This window comes from Serratia sp. BNK-17 (genome assembly GCF_048684935.1).
GTDB classification, from domain to species: Bacteria; Pseudomonadota; Gammaproteobacteria; order Enterobacterales; family Enterobacteriaceae; genus Serratia; species Serratia nematodiphila.
Genome location: NZ_JBLQTR010000001.1, coordinates 2,978,977 through 2,993,640, shown reverse-complemented (window position 1 = coordinate 2,993,640; position 14,664 = coordinate 2,978,977). Strand labels below are relative to the sequence as shown.

15 protein-coding genes are annotated in these 14,664 nt (G+C 60.3%); 10 read left to right on the top strand and 5 right to left on the bottom strand.

The annotated features are described in order from the left end of the window. The first annotated feature begins 84 nt into the window (after positions 1 to 84). Both narQ and ACMGF7_RS14170 read left to right on the top strand, forming a co-directional pair. Complete coding sequence (gene narQ / locus ACMGF7_RS14175) at positions 85 to 1,761, top strand: nitrate/nitrite two-component system sensor histidine kinase NarQ (RefSeq protein WP_049242915.1); 1,677 nt, start codon at positions 85 to 87, stop codon at positions 1,759 to 1,761. A gap of 161 nt (positions 1,762 to 1,922) precedes the next feature. Then, on the top strand, positions 1,923 to 2,555 hold the full coding sequence (locus ACMGF7_RS14170; protein WP_049242912.1) for a response regulator: 633 nt from the start codon (positions 1,923 to 1,925) through the stop codon (positions 2,553 to 2,555). Between the two features lie 37 nt (positions 2,556 to 2,592). On the opposite strand, the gene ACMGF7_RS14165 is transcribed toward ACMGF7_RS14170, so the two are convergent. After that, positions 2,593 to 2,871, bottom strand: coding sequence for a winged helix-turn-helix domain-containing protein (locus ACMGF7_RS14165; protein ID WP_004941750.1), 279 nt, complete (start codon positions 2,869 to 2,871; stop codon positions 2,593 to 2,595). A gap of 293 nt (positions 2,872 to 3,164) precedes the next feature. Here ACMGF7_RS14165 and acrD point away from each other — a divergent pair, with 293 nt between their 5' ends. Then, positions 3,165 to 6,302 carry a multidrug efflux RND transporter permease AcrD gene (acrD, locus tag ACMGF7_RS14160; RefSeq protein ID WP_049242909.1) on the top strand — a complete coding sequence of 1,046 codons (3,138 nt, stop codon included), beginning with the start codon at positions 3,165 to 3,167 and terminating at the stop codon, positions 6,300 to 6,302. 125 nt (positions 6,303 to 6,427) lie between these two features. Here acrD and ypfM read toward each other — a convergent pair whose 3' ends face one another. Next, complete coding sequence (ypfM, locus tag ACMGF7_RS14155; protein WP_100396732.1) at positions 6,428 to 6,487, bottom strand: protein YpfM; 60 nt, start codon at positions 6,485 to 6,487, stop codon at positions 6,428 to 6,430. A gap of 216 nt (positions 6,488 to 6,703) precedes the next feature. Here ypfM and ACMGF7_RS14150 point away from each other — a divergent pair, with 216 nt between their 5' ends. Both ACMGF7_RS14150 and ACMGF7_RS14145 read left to right on the top strand, forming a co-directional pair. Continuing rightward, positions 6,704 to 7,183 (top strand): tetratricopeptide repeat protein, encoded by a 480-nt coding sequence (locus tag ACMGF7_RS14150; RefSeq protein ID WP_049242908.1) that lies wholly within the window; start codon positions 6,704 to 6,706, stop codon positions 7,181 to 7,183. 9 nt (positions 7,184 to 7,192) lie between these two features. Beyond that, on the top strand, positions 7,193 to 7,624 hold the full coding sequence (locus tag ACMGF7_RS14145) for a GNAT family N-acetyltransferase (RefSeq protein ID WP_004941740.1): 432 nt from the start codon (positions 7,193 to 7,195) through the stop codon (positions 7,622 to 7,624). Positions 7,625 to 7,631: 7 nt separating this feature from the next. Here ACMGF7_RS14145 and ACMGF7_RS14140 read toward each other — a convergent pair whose 3' ends face one another. After that, entirely contained in the window at positions 7,632 to 8,057 is a 426-nt protein-coding gene (locus ACMGF7_RS14140) for a GNAT family N-acetyltransferase (protein ID WP_004941737.1), read from the bottom strand. Between the two features lie 531 nt (positions 8,058 to 8,588). Between ACMGF7_RS14140 and ACMGF7_RS14135 the strand changes: the two genes are divergently transcribed. The 5 genes from ACMGF7_RS14135 to ACMGF7_RS14115 all read left to right on the top strand — a co-directional run bounded on the left by ACMGF7_RS14135 (position 8,589) and on the right by ACMGF7_RS14115 (position 11,763). Further along, entirely contained in the window at positions 8,589 to 9,140 is a 552-nt protein-coding gene (locus ACMGF7_RS14135; protein ID WP_049242903.1) for a LuxR C-terminal-related transcriptional regulator, read from the top strand. A gap of 253 nt (positions 9,141 to 9,393) precedes the next feature. Continuing rightward, the gene (locus ACMGF7_RS14130) at positions 9,394 to 9,780 is read left to right on the top strand and encodes an ArsC family reductase (RefSeq protein ID WP_004941730.1); all 387 of its coding nucleotides are present in this window, start codon (positions 9,394 to 9,396) and stop codon (positions 9,778 to 9,780) included. Continuing rightward, on the top strand, positions 9,777 to 10,904 hold the full coding sequence (gene dapE, locus ACMGF7_RS14125; RefSeq protein ID WP_004941726.1) for a succinyl-diaminopimelate desuccinylase: 1,128 nt from the start codon (positions 9,777 to 9,779) through the stop codon (positions 10,902 to 10,904). The genes ACMGF7_RS14130 and dapE overlap by 4 nt, the downstream gene beginning before the upstream one ends. Next, positions 10,901 to 11,575 carry a M15 family metallopeptidase gene (locus ACMGF7_RS14120; protein WP_004941723.1) on the top strand — a complete coding sequence of 225 codons (675 nt, stop codon included), beginning with the start codon at positions 10,901 to 10,903 and terminating at the stop codon, positions 11,573 to 11,575. The genes dapE and ACMGF7_RS14120 overlap by 4 nt, the downstream gene beginning before the upstream one ends. Positions 11,576 to 11,577: 2 nt before the next feature. Next, on the top strand, positions 11,578 to 11,763 hold the full coding sequence (locus tag ACMGF7_RS14115; protein WP_004941720.1) for a YpfN family protein: 186 nt from the start codon (positions 11,578 to 11,580) through the stop codon (positions 11,761 to 11,763). A 30-nt stretch (positions 11,764 to 11,793) separates the two neighbouring features. Here ACMGF7_RS14115 and ypfH read toward each other — a convergent pair whose 3' ends face one another. Next, entirely contained in the window at positions 11,794 to 12,483 is a 690-nt protein-coding gene (ypfH, locus tag ACMGF7_RS14110; protein WP_164095069.1) for an esterase, read from the bottom strand. Between the two features lie 120 nt (positions 12,484 to 12,603). Continuing rightward, the gene (locus tag ACMGF7_RS14105; RefSeq protein ID WP_049242899.1) at positions 12,604 to 14,616 is read right to left on the bottom strand and encodes a tRNA(Met) cytidine acetyltransferase TmcA; all 2,013 of its coding nucleotides are present in this window, start codon (positions 14,614 to 14,616) and stop codon (positions 12,604 to 12,606) included. Positions 14,617 to 14,664 lie beyond the last annotated feature (48 nt).

Below are 14,664 nucleotides of genomic sequence, written 5' to 3'. Positions count from 1 at the left end.
CGGTGCAATTTAGTTGCAAAAGTTATAGTTTTGCTTTCGAATGAAACTGGCGCAGCCCTCACCTGAGAGAAAAGGATTCCGTGATTGCTTGTTAAACGTTCCGTGACCGGCAGCCTGGCCAGGGCGCTGTTGGGCATCGTGATACTGTCGGTGCTCGCCACCGGGCTGGCGTTGACGACCGTCGCCGGCAGCCAGAGCGATGCCGAGGCGATCAACATTGCCGGTTCGCTGCGCATGCAAAGCTACCGCCTGGCCTTTGATCTCGATCGACAGAGCCCGGAACTGGAGCTGCACCTGCAGCAGTACCGGCAATCTTTGCAGGCGCCGGCGCTGCAAAAGCTGGCGCGCTTTTACGTCCCGGCCGAGGTGCGCAACCACTATCTGGCGCTGCAACGAACATGGCAAGCGATGGAGCGGCAGATCCGTGACGGGCAAGCGGCCGCCTACCGGGCGGAGGTCGCCGGCTACGTCAACCGCGTCGATCATTTTGTTTCCGCTCTGCAGCGTTATTCCGAGTTGAAACTCACCCTGGTGGCCGCCGTCAGCGTGCTGGGCTACGCCGCCATTATCGGTCTGGTGCTGTTTTGCATTCGCTTTATGCGCCGCCAGGTGGTCATGCCGCTGCAGCATCTGGTCGACGCCAGCCAGCGCGTGCAACAGCGCGACTTTCGCCACCCGCAGCTGGACGTGGCGCTGCCGAACGAGCTCGGCGTGCTGTCGCAAACCTTCAGCGCCATGTCTGACGAGCTGGCCCGGCTCTACCAGTCGCTGGAACTGAAAGTGCAGGAAAAAACCCGGCGCCTGCAGCAGGCTAACGAAACGCTGGAGGTGCTGTATCGCTGTTCACAGGCGCTGAGCGTGCGCCAAATCGATCAGCAGGCATTCGAGAATGTGCTGCGCATCGTGCGCCAAAGCGAACGACTGCGCTGCATCCGGTTGAACGTGGCGGACGATCATGGCCAGTGGCAACTGAACGAAGGAGAGCCGGCGCCGGCGCAAACCTGGAGCGCGCTGCCGATCACCCAAGGCGATAAACTGCTGGGTGAATTGCGATGGCAGCCCGAAGCGCAGCCACCGCATCCTCACCTGATGCAGAGCCTGGCCAACATGCTGGGGCGCGGCGTCTACTTCAACCGGGCGCAAAAGCAGCACCAATATCTGCTGTTGATGGAAGAACGTGGGACCATCGCCCGCGAGCTGCACGATTCGCTGGCGCAGACGCTGTCGTTCCTGCGCATCCAGCTGACGCTGCTCCGGCGCGCCGCCGACGATCCGGCGGCGCAGACGATTATCGACGATTTCGATCGCACGCTGGCCGATGCCTATCGCCAACTGAGAGAATTACTGGCCACCTTCCGCCTCAATATTCAGGAGGCGGATCTGAATGCCGCGCTGGAGCAACTGCTGCAGCCATTAAAGGCGCTAACCACCGCGCGGATTCAGTTACACTGTCGGCTGCCCTCGCAGGCGCTCAACGCCCAGCAGCAGGTGCACGCGCTGCAGATCGTGCGCGAGGCGGTGCTCAATGCCGTCAAGCACGCAGGAGCGAGCGAGATCGCGGTGTGTTGCGAGGTCAACGCCGCAGGCGACAACGTATTCAGCATTACCGACGACGGTTGCGGCATCGCCAGTCTGGAAGAACCGGAAGGGCATTACGGCTTGACCATCATGAGCGAACGCGCGGCGCGACTGGGAGGAACGCTGCGCATCCGGCGCAGAAGCCGCGGCGGCACGGCGGTCTGCCTGACATTCTCGCCCTGACCTTGCGGCTGTTCACTCTGCGTTACGGTTGCCGCCGGGCAGAAGGCCGCCCGGAGAGGTTTGCGGTGCAGAATGCCGCTATTTTTGAAGAGACAGTCCCACTGTGAAGCACGCCTCCGGGCGCGTTTGAGTGGCTTTACTTGCTACAGGGAGCATATTTCATGGTGATGAAGCAATACCGAGTCATGATCGTTGACGATCATCCGTTGATGCGGCGCGGCATCAAACAACTGCTGGGACTGGATGCGCGATTTGGCGTGGTGGCAGAGGCCGGCAACGGCAGCGAGGCGGTTGCGCTGGCGCTGCAGCACGCACCGGACGTGATCTTGTTGGATCTGAACATGAAGGGCATGTCCGGGCTGGATACGCTGCTGGCTCTGCGCGACGAAGGCGTGGACGCACGCATCATCGTGCTGACGGTCTCCGACGCGCGCAGCGATCTGTATGCGCTGATCGACGCCGGCGCCGACGGCTATCTGCTGAAAGACAGTGAACCGGAGCAGCTGCTGGAACACATCAGCGCCGCCGCCGAGGGGCAAAACGTGATCAGCGACGCCATGGCCGACTATTTGCTGGCGCGCAGCGAGCAGCGCGATCCCTTCACCGCCTTGACCGAACGCGAACTGGACGTCTTGCAAGAGGTGGCGCGCGGCCTGTCCAACAAACAGGTGGCGGCGCAATTGCATATCTCTGAAGAAACCGTGAAGGTGCACATCCGCAACATACTGCGCAAGCTGGACGTGCGTTCTCGCGTGGCGGCGACGGTGATGTACCTGGAGTACAAAAGCCACTGATCGCCCCGCCCCGCCCCGGCCAATACGCCGGGGCCGCTTACTCGATGGCGCTGAGCAGCGCCTGATGGTGCTGATGCACCCAGCTCTTGTTGAACGGCCCCCAGCTTTCCAACTGATAAAAACCGTCGTTGTTGCGCACGCCCTGCTGCACGAACTGCAGCTCGACGCCCATGCCGGGCAGCGCCTTCAGCACATCCTGCAACGTGCGGCGCGGCCAGCCGGTCAGCGCCATCAACCGCGGCACATTGGGCCGCTCACTGTGGCTGATCAGCCAGCATAAATAAAGCCGACGGGCAAATACCGGGTTAATTCCCATGCCAAGCTCCTGCTGTAAGGTGGATCCAGTTTTTATTTTTCGGCTCCCTGCGGCGAAGACATGCGCAAGGCCTTTGATAGTAATAAAAATGTCTTAATAGCGTACAATTATCGACACCGGGGCACCCACGCCGTTTCCCGCTACCGTTATTTACACTATCTCCTTTTTTTCTCCACGCTTTCCTCGACTATCCCGAGTAAAGTGCAATAGCGCCGGAATCCTTCCCTGCCGCTGAAATGCATATTTCCGATGCGTTTTAAAGATAGAACAAGTCATAACGAGGTTCGCGCTGCATGGCCAATTTTTTTATTGATCGCCCGATTTTCGCCTGGGTGCTGGCAATTATTCTTTGCCTGACCGGGGCATTGGCGATTTTTTCTTTACCGGTAGAACAATACCCGAATTTGGCGCCGCCGAACGTGCGCATCAGCGCAACTTACCCAGGCGCCTCGGCGCAAACGCTGGAAAACACCGTCACGCAGATCATTGAACAGAATATGACCGGCCTCGACAACATGATGTATATGTCGTCGCAGAGCACCAATACCGGCCAGGCGACCGTCACGCTGACGTTCGAAGCCGGCACCGATCCCAACGAGGCGATGCAGCAGGTGCAAAACCAGCTGCAGGCGGCGATCAAACGCCTGCCGCAGGCGGTGCAGAATCAGGGGGTCACGGTCTCGAAATCCGGCGACACCACGCTGATGATGGTGGCGTTCGTCTCCACCGACAACAGCATGGACAAGCAGGACATCGCCGATTACATCGTCTCCAACCTGCAGGATCCGCTCAGCCGCATCAACGGCGTCGGCAGCATGGACGTGTATGGCTCACAATACGCCATGCGCATCTGGCTCGATCCCAACAAGCTCAACAGCTACCAGCTCACGACCCAGGACGTGGTCAAAGCCATTCAGTCGCAGAACGCCCAGGTGGCGGTCGGCCAGTTGGGCGGCACGCCGTCGGTCGATAAACAGGCGCTGAACGCCACCATCAACGCCCAGTCGCAGCTCCAGACGCCGGAACAGTTCCGCCAGATCACCCTGCGGGTCAATCAGGACGGTTCGCTGGTGACGCTGGGCAACGTCGCCACCGTCGAACTGGGCGGCGAGAACTACAACTACCTCAGCCGCTACAACGGCATGCAGGCCGCCGGCATGAACATCAAGCTGGCCTCCGGCGCCAACGAACTGCAGACCGACCAGTTGGTGAAGGACAAGATCGCCGAGCTGTCGCAATACTTCCCGCACGGGCTGGAGGCCAAAGTGGCCTATGAAACCACCCCGTTCGTCAAAGCCTCGATCAAGGACGTGGTGAAAACGCTGCTGGAGGCCATCCTGCTGGTGTTCCTGGTGATGTATCTGTTCCTGCAGAACTTCCGCGCCACGCTGATCCCCACCATCGCCGTGCCGGTGGTGCTGATGGGCACCTTCGCCATCCTTTCCGCCTGCGGCTTCAGCATCAACACCCTCACCATGTTCGCCATGGTGCTGGCGATCGGCCTGCTGGTGGACGACGCCATCGTGGTGGTGGAGAACGTCGAGCGCGTGATGAGCGAGGAAGGCTTGCCGCCGCGAGAGGCCACGCGCAAATCCATGGGGCAGATCCAGAGCGCGCTGGTCGGCATCGCCCTGGTGCTGTCGGCGGTGTTCGTGCCGATGGCGTTCTTCGGCGGCACCACCGGCGCCATCTATCGCCAGTTCTCCATCACCATCGTCTCCGCCATGGTGCTGTCGGTGCTGGTGGCGATGATCCTGACCCCGGCCCTGTGCGCGACGCTGCTTAAACCGATCGCCAAAGGGCACCATCACGGCAAGCGCGGCTTCTTCGGCTGGTTCAACCGCATGTTCAACCGCAATGCCGATCGCTATGAGCGCGGCGTGGGGCGCATTCTGCACGCCAGCGGCCGCTACATGGTGATTTATCTGCTGTTGCTCGGCGGCATGGCGCTGCTGTTCATCAAGCTGCCGACCTCGTTCCTGCCGCAGGAAGACCGCGGCATCTTCACCGTACAGGTGCAGTTGCCGGCGGGCTCGACCCTGCAGCAAACCTCCAAAGTGGTGGAAAAGGTCGAGCGGTACTTCCTCACCGAAGAGAAACAGGACGTTTTGTCGGTGTTCGCCATCATCGGCTCCGGGCCCGGCGGCAACGGCCAAAACGTGGCGCGCCTGTTCGTGCGGCTGAAAGACTGGGATCTGCGCACCTCGGGCGCCAACAGCTCGTTCGACATCATCGATCGCGCCACGCTGGCATTCAACAAGATTAACGAAGCCCGGGTGATCGCCAGCAGCCCGCCGGCGATCACCGGCCTCGGCAACTCCTCCGGCTTCGACATGGAGTTGGAAGACCACGCCGGGCTCGGCCACGCCAAACTGATGGCGGCGCGCGATCAGCTGCTGCAGCTGGCGGCGCAAAACCCGCTGCTGTCGCGCGTGCGCCACAACGGCCTGGACGACAGCCCGCAGCTGCAAATCGATATCGATCAACGCAAGGCTCAGGCGCTGGGCGTATCGATCGACGACATCAACAATACCCTCTCCACCGCCTGGGGCTCGACCTACGTCAACGACTTCGTCGACCGCGGCCGGGTGAAAAAAGTCTACGTGCAGGCCGCGGCGCCGTTCCGCATGCTGCCGGATGACATCAACAAATGGTATGTGCGCAACAGCGCGGGCGGCATGGTGCCGTTCTCGGCCTTCGCCAGCTCGCACTGGGAGTACGGTTCGCCGCGGCTGGAGCGCTATAACGGCAGTTCGGCGCTGGAGATCGTCGGCGAGGCGGCCAACGGCGTCAGCACCGGCACCGCCATGGCGGAAATGGAAAAACTGGTCAGCCAACTGCCGACCGGTTTCGGGCTGGAATGGACGGCGATGTCCTATCAGGAACGGCTGTCCGGCTCGCAGGCGCCGGCGCTGTACGCCATCTCGCTGCTGGTGGTGTTCCTGTGCCTGGCGGCGCTGTACGAGAGCTGGTCGATACCGTTCTCGGTGATGCTGGTGGTGCCGCTGGGGGTGATCGGCGCGGTCGCCGCCACCTGGCTGCGCGGTCTGGAGAACGACGTCTATTTCCAGGTTGGCCTGTTGACCATCATTGGGCTGTCGGCGAAAAACGCCATTCTGATCGTCGAGTTCGCCAATGAGCTGAACCATAAAGGGCAGGATCTGATGTCGGCGACGCTCGACGCGTCACGCATGCGTCTGCGGCCGATCCTGATGACCTCGCTGGCGTTCATCTTCGGCGTGCTGCCGATGGCTACCAGCAGCGGAGCCGGTTCCGGCAGCCAGCATGCGGTCGGCACCGGGGTAATGGGCGGCATGATTTCCGCCACCCTGCTGGCTATTTTCTTCGTGCCATTGTTCTTTGTGCTGGTTCGCCGCCGTTTCCCGGGTAAAGCGCATCCGGCAGACAATACGCCGGCCACCGGGGACTGATCCGCGAGATATAAAAAAGCAGCGTCGGGTTACCGATGCTGCTTTATTTCGAACGAAAATCTCGTTCCCAAGGTGTTTCAGTGACTTTCCAATGACTCGACCTTGCCATCTGCTTCAACGCTGTGTCAGTTGCCCAACATCTCATCAATGAAGTCTTTCCAGTTTCCTAATTCACGATCAACCATAATACTTTACAACCTCAATTATTTGACGAAGCGGATTCTACGCCTGTTTTTTGACCATGTGAAGGGAAACGGGAACGATGCCGGGCTCGGAAACCGGGCTTAGCGCACATTTTCGTATTTATCTGATCAATGTTCAGTGCAGCTATTCCCTTGTGATATCAATTTCTCCGCGGTAGCGTGTAAAAGGTATAAAAATACGCCAATGGAGTGTCGATCATGTCCAGCTCTTTGTCTCTCTCGCAGTTGAAAACGCAGGGCCGCTATCAGGAGGCGACCGCGCTGGCGCTAAGGCAACTGGCGGCAGAGCCGGAAGCGGCGATGTTGCACTTTCAGCTGGCCTGCCTGTATGACGTACAGGGCCTGGAGCAACAGGCCATTCCCTGTTACCTCGCGGCGTTGGCTCGCGATTTGCCGCCCGCCCAACGCCGCGAGGCCTGGCTGGGTCTCGGCAGCACCTACCGCGCCCTGGGAAAATATTCGGCGTCGCTACGGGCTTTCGACGACGGCCTGGCCGAGTTCCCGCAGGCCAACGAGCTGATGCTGTTTCGCGCCATGGCGCTGTACAACCTGGGTGAAAATAAACGGGCCGTGACCGATCTGTTGCTGCTGCTGGCGGAAACCTCGTCAGACCCCGACATCCGCGGTTATCAACGCGCCATTCGGCACTATGCCGCCGATCTCAGTCTTATCGGTTAGAGGAAAACGATGGAAATTATCACCGACCCGAGCCGCCGCGCCATCGACTGGCAGCGGCTGTGTGAATTGCTGGAGGCCGCCGGGCTGGGCAAGCGCGATCCGCACACCTTGCGGCGCGTTTACCAACACAGCCAGTTTTGCTATTGGGGGTTTATTGGCGACGAGTTGATCGCCACTGCACATGCCATCAGCGATCTGACATCGGTCGCCTACCTGGCGGACGTGGCGATCGATCCGCGCTTTCAGGGACAAGGGCTGGGGCGCAGGTTGATGGATCGGGTGATGCAAGATCTGGCGCCGCTCGGCAAGATTTTCATCTATTCGGTGCCGGAAAAGCTCGCCTTCTATAAAAAGTACGGCTTTCACGATTTGACCACCGGCATGGTGTATGCGGACGGCGCTGCGCTGCAGCGATTGCAACAAGGAGGCTACGTGCGTTAAACGTGCATCACAAGGTTTTGCTCATAAAGATACGGCGGGTTCCCGGCGGCAAGCAAGGCACTTCACCCATACGCTGCCAGCCATGCCGTTGATAAAAATCCGGCGCCTGAAAGCTGATAGTGTACAACACGGCGGAAAGGCAACCGCGCCGGCGGCCTTCCTGCTCGAAACGGCGCAACAGTTCGCTGCCCAACCCCGCGCCGCGCAGCGCTTCCGGCAGATAAAAGAGCTCGAGAAACAGCAGCCCTAACGATGAGCGTCCGGTAATCCCTCCCAGAACTTCCCCACTGTCGGGATCTCTTACCACCACCGCCAGCGGCAGACGATCGCCGTAGCCGATATGTTGATCATTAAAACGATCCAATCCCTCCGCGATACAGGACGTTATTTCCTGCGTTACCCGCTCGGAAATTTCGATATGACATTTTTTCACGCCGGCTCTCCGTATCAATCATCCACGTTCACACTCTGATTACAGCTTAAAACATCGCAGTTTCTTTGTTTAGAATTATCTTTGTCTCAATTTCAACGTTAATTTTTTCATGACCTCAGCGCCGACTCAGGTGACGTTCAAAATAAAGCCACTCATCGTGATAAAACCAAGAAAAATCTTAGTTATTAATTCGTTAAGCCCAAACAACCACCCTTAAATGATCGCCAAAACCGATCATTTTGAATATTTTGATAGTCTTTTCCTATGTTAATTCCTTTTAATTACCGAGGTATTAATAGAAGATGTCTATTCTATTAGCCTTACCTTGCTTAAAAATTCGGCTAAAAAAAAGATTTACGCTTTATAAATCATGCTAGTATATAACCTTCCCTTCAAAGCTCGCGCCCAGATAACGCTCATTCATTTGCGGCGCAAGAAAAGTTCAACATGAAATTATTTGGATTATTTCTTTTTTTATGTTTTAAGATAGCCATCCTCACCGGGAAATAAAAAGTAAAGGATTATAATAAAATGGAAATTGATATTTTCAGCGAGTGTGCTTATACCACCATCGGCATCCGGCAACTCATTAACCAAACCTGGGCGGAAAAACGCGCGCCGGCCGGCTTTAGCCGCAGAAGGGTCTGCTTTATCGATGTCACCATCGCCAACTTTGAAGCGCGTTACCGCGATGAATATGCCAACCCCAATACCTACAAAATAATCATTATCACCGACTGTCTGCATGAGATGGTGATTGTCGACAATAAGACCATTATATTATCAAACCTTATATCATTGAGCCGCTTCAGCCACCTGATCGGCGACTTATATAAGCGTTACAGTCACTATACCGAGCCGCCGCAACTCTCTCAGCGCGAATCGCATTTTCTCTCGGAGTGGTCGACGGGAAAATCGCTGACCGACATCAGCAATGCCATGAATATCAGAAATAAAACCGCCAATCATTACAAATCACGAATCATGAAAAAACTCGGCGCCAGCAGGATAAAACCGCTGTTGCATATTACCCGCGTACGGTGTTTGACCGAGCGTTTAAACATAAGAATCAATAAAGAGTAGTTCTCTCTCCCCCGCGCCGCATTGGCGGCAGAACGCGTTCGCCGGCATCTTTTAACAGCGCCGCCGGCGAAGATCGCCGTTTCATCAATTTGCCAACCTCTCTCCCTGGCGCCCAATCGTCTCTCTCGCGCATCGTTGTCTGGATCTCGCCGCCGCTTTACTGGCATTATCTCTGCTATCGCCGGGCGGCGAGAAGGCCTAAGACCGCGCCCGCCGCTCAGTATCGACTCGACGAGACAGGTAGCTTTACGCCATGGCAAATAAACCGCAACAGACAACGCTGACGATGTACGGCATCAAAAACTGCGACACCATCAAAAAAGCCCGCCGCTGGCTGGAAGATCAAGGCATAGCCTATCATTTTCACGACTACCGCGCCGACGGCCTGACCGAACAGCAACTGCGCGGTTTCGTCGCGCAACTGGGTTGGGAGCCGCTGCTCAATACCCGCGGCACCACCTGGCGCAAGCTGGATGAAGCGCAGCGCAACGCCTGTGATAACGCCGACGCCGCCATCGCGCTGATGCTGGCGCAGCCGGCAATCATTAAACGTCCACTGCTGGACGACGGCAACGGCCACGCTCTGCTCGGTTTCAACGCCGACGCTTACCAACAATTTATCGCCGAGGTTGCCGTATGACTTGCCCGGTTATCGAACTGGCCCAGCAGTTGATCAAACGCCCTTCCCTCAGCCCGAATGACGAAGGCTGCCAGCAACTGATGATCGAACGCCTGCAGGCGATCGGCTTCACCGTCGAAGCCATGGACTTCGAAGACACCCAAAACTTCTGGGCCTGGCGCGGCGAAGGGCAAACTCTGGCGTTTGCCGGGCACACCGACGTAGTGCCGACCGGCGATGAAAAACGCTGGGACAACCCGCCGTTTGAACCGGCAATCCGCGACGGCATGCTGTATGGCCGCGGCGCGGCGGACATGAAAGGCTCGTTGGCCGCGATGGTGGTGGCCGCGGAACGCTTTGTCGCCGCCAACCCGAATCACCGGGGCCGCCTGGCATTTCTGATCACTTCGGATGAAGAAGCCAGCGCCACCCACGGCACGGTTAAAGTGGTCGAAGCGCTGATGGCGCGCAACGAGCGGCTGGATTACTGCCTGGTCGGCGAGCCGTCCAGCACCGAACGCGTCGGCGACGTGGTGAAAAACGGCCGTCGCGGCTCCATCACCGCCAACCTGCATATCCACGGCGTACAGGGGCACGTCGCCTATCCGCATCTGGCGGACAACCCGGTGCACCGCGCCATGCCGGCGCTGAATGAACTGGTGGCGATCGAATGGGATCGCGGCAACGAGTTCTTCCCGCCGACCAGCATGCAGATCGCCAACGTGCAGGCCGGCACCGGCAGCAACAACGTGATCCCGGGCGATCTCTACGTGCAGTTCAACTTCCGGTTCAGCACCGAACTCACCGACGCGATGATCAAGCAGCGCGTGGAAGAGCTGCTGGAACGCCACCAGTTGAATTACAGCATCGAATGGCGGCTGTCCGGTCAACCGTTCCTCACCTCGCGCGGCGCGCTGGTGGATGCGGTGGTCAACGCCGTCGAGCACTATTCTGAATTGACGCCTCAGCTGCTGACCACCGGCGGCACCTCCGACGGCCGCTTCATCGCGCAGATGGGCGCGCAGGTGGTGGAACTGGGGCCGGTCAACGCCACCATCCACAAGGTCAACGAATGTGTCAACGCCGCGGATCTGCAGCTGCTGAGCCGCATGTATCAACGCATCATGGAGCAATTGGTCGCATGATCACCGCAGAAATGCTCACCGGCCGTTCGACCGAACACCTGGCGCCGCTGAGCGGCAACCATCGGCTGCAGCCGCAGGCGGTCAATGCCTTCCTGGCGATGCAGCAGGCCGCGCGTGAAGCCGGATTCGATCTCCAGCCCGCCAGCACCTTCCGCGACTTCGACCGCCAGTTGGCGATTTGGAATGGCAAATTCTGCGGCCAGCGGCCAGTATTAGATAAGGACAGTCAACCGATCGACGTCGCGCCGCTGTCCGCCGCCGAGCGCTGTGAGGCGATCCTGCGCTGGTCAGCCCTGCCTGGCGCCAGCCGCCATCACTGGGGCAGCGATTTGGACGTGTACGATCCGTCGCTGTTGCCGGAAGGGCAAAAGCTGCAGCTGGAGCCGTGGGAATATGAAGAAGGCGGTTACTTTGCGCCGCTCAACCAGTGGCTGACGGCGCATATGGCCGAGTTCGGTTTCTATCGCCCCTTTACCGAAGACAGCGGCGGCGTGGCGGTGGAGCCGTGGCATCTGAGCTACCGGCCGCTGGCGCAAGAGGCTGAACATTTGCTGACCCCGGCGCTGTTGCTGGCGGCCTGGCAAGACAAGGAGGTCGCCGGTGTCGAATGGCTCGAACGCCATCTGCCCTCGATTTTTTCGCGTTTCATACGCAGTGAAGGAAAGGAGTAGCTATGCAATGGTTAGCTGATTACTGGTGGATTATTCTGCTGGTTCTGGTGGGGATGGTCGTCAGCGGCATCAAGGAACTGCGCCGCGTCGACGTGAAAAGCTATCTGGCCAACAAGCCGGAGATACCGCCGCACCGCGACAACAACGCCCAGTGGGATGACGAAGACGACTGGCCGAAAAAGAAATGACATCAGGGCGCTCATCGGCGCCCTGAGTTTTTAGCGAAAGGCGATCAGCTCGCCGCGCTTGCCGGACAATGCCTCGTCCCAGTAGCGCTGTGGCACGTAATAATGCAGCCTTTCCAGCGCGGCGTTCATCATGCCCTGATTGATCGCATGCCCGACGTTCTCTTCCACGTCGAGCGTGAAATCGGCGCCGCTGACCCGTAACGCTTCTGCCGCCGCGTGAGCGTGTTGCACCGCGATCACCGCGTCCTCTTCACCGTGGATCAAATGCACCACGCTGTCGCCGAAAGCCTGCTCAGGCAACTGGGCGAAACGCCCGCTGAACGCGACCACGCGCCCGGCCAGCCGGGTTTCCGCTTTTAACGCCTCAAGCGCCATGATCGCCCCCTGCGAGAACCCCACCAGAGCAGTGCCGGCATAGCCCACGCCGCTCAGCTGCTGCCAATGACGCACCACGGCCACAAACTGCGGCATCACGTCTGCGATGCGGGCCGCGCGGTTCTCTTCGTTCACGTCCTGTACCGAAAACCACTGGCGCCCGGCGCCGTTGCCAAACGCTTCGGGGCCACCGATGCTCACTACCTGTGCCTGAGGAAAGTCTTTGGCGAAGTAACTGCCGATCTCCCCCATCGCCACCGGGTTGTCGCCGACACCGTGAAACAGCAAGATCAGCTGCGCCGCCGGGGTCGCCGGGCTTTGGACAACGAAATGCTCATGTTTCATCGATGACTCCTTAATAGTAACCAAACCTGGTGCGGCGACAGTCGCCGCCGCACCGCTGACAGTGACTATACGCCGTTGAGAAATCGGGAAAATCGGGTTTTATTGAGCGAGTTATTCAATTTATTGCAACGACTGCGCCCAGTCGCGCCAGTAGCGGCAGTGTTGCGCATTCAACTGTTCCAGCGCCTGCGCCGTTTCGTGCCGCCAGTGGCGCAGCAAGGCTTTCTGGCCGCTTACGCCCGCCTGCTCCACGCAGGCCGCCGGGGATTGCCGCCGCTGCAGATGGCCGCGCAGCGCGGGCAGCGGCAGACTGCTGGCCAACAGCAAACGCTGCAATGCCCCCAGGCTGGCCTCCAGCGGCCGATGGGCGAAAGCGAACCCGGCCAGTTCGCGCCAGTCCTCTTCGCCGAGCGACGTGTCGCCGTCATCGCCCGGGATCGCCAGCACGAGTTCGATGCGCTGCCGCAGCCAGGGCCAGTCGCGCGCCAGGTGCTTGTGCGCCGCGTGCCGCAGCGCCTCCCCTTGCTCGCTCAAGGGTAAGATAGCCATCGCGGTATAACAGCCGCTGCTGGCCTCCGGCTTGCTGCCGATGCGCACCAGCTCGAAACCGCAGGATTGCCAAAAGCGCCACAGCGGCTCGGTATAGCCGAAGCTGACCGACAGGAAATCCAGCCCCTGCGCCTGGCGGCGTTGCCGCTCGACCAGCTGACGCGCGATACCCTGCCGCCGCAACGTCGGCAGCGTCGCGATGCGGGTAATGCGCCGTGACCGCAGCGTCGGCGCCCACCACTGGCCGCCATGCGCCGCCAGCGACTGCGCCACCAGGTTGCCGCGCGGCCGGCGGCGGCCGGCCCACACGTCGTGCGCCAACTCGGCGCTCAACCCGCCTTCGTCCGCCAGCCACACGGCACCGACCACCTCCTGTCCGGCCTGCGCCAGCCCGAAATGCATGCCGGGCGCGTCCATCAGCCGGCGTAAGTCCAGCGGCGAGGTGCGGTAATGCGCGCTGCTCAGCAGAGCATAGAAACGCGCCAGCCGCTGCGGATCGGCGCACAGTTCACGCTGCTCCGCCTGGCTGTAATCGATCGCCTGACCATCCACCGGCCAGGCGGGCAGCTCGTTGAACAACAGCGCATTGTCCGTGACCCGTTCCAACGCATCGCCCTGCGCCCAGCGCATCGGCTGTTGCAGACTCAACGCCTGATAGGACGGCAGCCCGGCGCAAAACTTCAGCAGAAAACCGCGGCCGGTGCCTTCATAGCCCTGCACCGTGGTGGTCAGCAACACGCGCGGGAAATAGCCGATCAGCTGTTGCAACAGCGGCGCGGGGATCGCCGCCGCTTCATCCACTAGCAGCCAGCCCACGTCACTGACGTCCCCCTCCCGGCACTGCGCCAGCAAGGCATCGGGCGCCCAAAACTGTGCGCGCCCCTGCGCCCATTCCCCGGCCACCTCTGTGGCGGCGCGGCTCGGCCCGGTGATCCAGCAGGTCAGCGGCGACTGCGCCATCAGCATGCCGGCCAGCGTCGATTTGCCGCGGCCGCGGGCGGCGGTCAGCACCCACACGCCGGACTCGGCCTGCAACAACGCCGTCAAGATCGCCTGTTGTTCCTCGGTCGGCCCGCCATCCGGCGGCTGCCAACCCTCACGCGCCGGCAGCGCGGCCAGCGTCAGGGGCTCATCCTGCCGCCAGACAGTCACTTCGCTGTCGTCGGCCAAATGATGCTGCAGATGATGAATGAAATGCGGCGTGGTGATCGGCTGCGGACAATCGCTCCAGCGCAGGCTGTCGCCGTCCGGCAACTGAGGCCATTGCCGCCAGGGCGGCGTCAACAGCAGCAGCCAGCTGCCGGCGCGCAATGCGCCGCACAGCGCCGCCAACGCCTCCACGTCCAGCGAGTGACCGGCGTCGAACACCGCGTGCAGCCGCTCCTGCCCCAGCAATTGGCGCACCGCGCGGCTCGGCAAAGCCGTCAGGCCGGGCGGCGGGTTTTCCCCCACCCACGGCCAGTCGCCCGGCAGCGCCGCCGCCAGCCGCTGCGCCTGTTCGCGGCACCACTCGGGTTCACCGCTGAGCACCAGCAAACGCCGGATGCCCTGCCGCCGCATGAGTTGTTGCGCTGCCTGTAGCATAAGGCTGTATCTCAATCCGAAAAAAATGCCGGAGTCAGGCTCCGGCAC

Coding starts and splice junctions, on each gene's coding strand:
- ACMGF7_RS14170 (WP_049242912.1), top strand. CDS start 1,923: ATGGTGATGAAGCAATACCGAGTCATGATCGTTGACGATCATCCGTTG.
- ACMGF7_RS14165 (WP_004941750.1), bottom strand. CDS start 2,871: ATGGGAATTAACCCGGTATTTGCCCGTCGGCTTTATTTATGCTGGCTG.
- acrD (WP_049242909.1), top strand. CDS start 3,165: ATGGCCAATTTTTTTATTGATCGCCCGATTTTCGCCTGGGTGCTGGCA.
- ACMGF7_RS14150 (WP_049242908.1), top strand. CDS start 6,704: ATGTCCAGCTCTTTGTCTCTCTCGCAGTTGAAAACGCAGGGCCGCTAT.
- ACMGF7_RS14145 (WP_004941740.1), top strand. CDS start 7,193: ATGGAAATTATCACCGACCCGAGCCGCCGCGCCATCGACTGGCAGCGG.
- ACMGF7_RS14135 (WP_049242903.1), top strand. CDS start 8,589: ATGGAAATTGATATTTTCAGCGAGTGTGCTTATACCACCATCGGCATC.
- ACMGF7_RS14130 (WP_004941730.1), top strand. CDS start 9,394: ATGGCAAATAAACCGCAACAGACAACGCTGACGATGTACGGCATCAAA.
- dapE (WP_004941726.1), top strand. CDS start 9,777: ATGACTTGCCCGGTTATCGAACTGGCCCAGCAGTTGATCAAACGCCCT.
- ACMGF7_RS14120 (WP_004941723.1), top strand. CDS start 10,901: ATGATCACCGCAGAAATGCTCACCGGCCGTTCGACCGAACACCTGGCG.
- ACMGF7_RS14115 (WP_004941720.1), top strand. CDS start 11,578: ATGCAATGGTTAGCTGATTACTGGTGGATTATTCTGCTGGTTCTGGTG.
- ypfH (WP_164095069.1), bottom strand. CDS start 12,483: ATGAAACATGAGCATTTCGTTGTCCAAAGCCCGGCGACCCCGGCGGCG.
- ACMGF7_RS14105 (WP_049242899.1), bottom strand. CDS start 14,616: ATGCTACAGGCAGCGCAACAACTCATGCGGCGGCAGGGCATCCGGCGT.